Genomic DNA, 1,513 nt, shown 5'->3' on the forward strand with positions numbered 1-1,513 from the left:
CCTTCCCCGCGGTGCGCGCGGCCCTAACCGCCTCCCAAAAAAACCAGGCCGACCCCCCCGGCGCCCCCCACCCCGCCCCCCCCCCGTCGGCGGGGGAGCCCCCGCCCCCCCCCCCCGCCCCCGCCGGTGCGTGCGTGCTGGCCCTGCTGCTGGCCCTCGCCGGCGCCGCCGTCCTCGCGCTCAGCGCCTCCGCCGTCCCTCCCCTGACCCAGCTCGACAGCGAGATCACCGACCAGTCGGGCGTGCTCGACGACGGCGACGAGGCGCGGGTGCAGACCTCGCTCGACCAGCTCGCGGACGAGACGCCGTACCAGCTGTTCGTCGTCTACGTGGAGTCGTTCGACGGCACGGACGGCCGCGACTGGGCGAACCGCACCGCGACGGACGCGGGCCTCGGGGTGAACGACCTGCTGCTCGCCGTCGCCACCGAGGGCCGCGCGTACGGGCTGTCGGTGGACACCAACAACGGCCTCTCTGACGCGCAGCTCGACCAGGTGGAGCAGGTCGCCGAGGACCACCTGCGCGACGACGACTGGGCCGGCGCCGCGATCGCCGCCGCGGACACGATCCGCACCGGCGGCACGGCGTCGACCGGCGGCGGGGGCTGGGGCGTGGCGGCCGCAGTGGGCGGCGTCGTCGTGGCCGGCGGGCTCGGAGGATGGCTCTGGGTCCGGTCGCGCCGCAGGAACCAGGGCGCCGCCACCCCGGCCGGGCCGGGCGAGGTGTCCGCAGTGCCGACGGAGGAGCTCGAGCGCCGGGTGGGCACCGCGCTCGTCGAGATCGACGACGCGGTCCGCACGTCCGAGCAGGAGCTCGGCTTCGCGCAGGCCGAGTTCGGGCTCGAGGCCACGCAGGACTTCTCCGCGGCCCTGGAGGCCGCGAAGGCCGACGTCGCGCAGGCCTTCCATCTGCGCCAGGAGCTCGACGACGACGTGCCGGACAGCGAGCCGCGCCGCCGCCAGCTGCTCGCGGGCATCCTCGAGCTGACCGAGCACGCGGGCGCGTCGCTGGACGCGCAGACGGACGCCTTCGACGAGCTGCGCTCCCTCCAGCAGCGCGCCCCGGAGCTGCTGGACGAGACCGAGCAGCGCGCCGGCGAGATCGAGGCGCGCGTGCCCGTGGCGCGCGAGACGCTCGACGGGCTCGCGGCGTCGTACCCGACGTCGGCGCTGGCGTCGGTCCGCGGCAACCCGGACCAGGCGACCGCCCTCGTGGCGCACGCCCGCGACGCCGTCGCGTCGGGCCGCGCCGCACTTACCGGCCGTGCCCGCTCCGCCGCCGTCGCGCACCTGCGGGCGGCGCAGAACGCGCTCGGCCAGGCCGCGACGCTGCTCGACGCCGTCGACCAGGCGGGCGCGCAGCTCGCCACCGCCGGCGCCGACCTGGACAAGGCTCTCCAGGAAGGCACCGCGCTCGGTGCTCGCCTTGATGACGGAGGTGAGGACGAACCGGGCCCCGCCGTTCTCCAGGACGTAGGAGGCGGTCTCGCGGCTGCCGTTCTCCGGTCCGGAGT

1 protein-coding gene is annotated in these 1,513 nt (G+C 76.7%); it reads left to right on the forward strand.

Annotated elements, in window-relative coordinates; genetic code table 11:
- Positions 1-134: 134 nt before the first annotated feature.
- On the forward strand, positions 135-1,513 hold a 1,379-nt coding region (locus ACFWEK_RS21575; RefSeq protein ID WP_430555369.1), incomplete at its 3' end, for a TPM domain-containing protein.

Origin of the sequence: Isoptericola sp. NPDC060257 (assembly GCF_042726645.1) — a bacterium.
Classification (GTDB): Bacteria; Actinomycetota; Actinomycetes; order Actinomycetales; family Cellulomonadaceae; genus Isoptericola; species Isoptericola nanjingensis.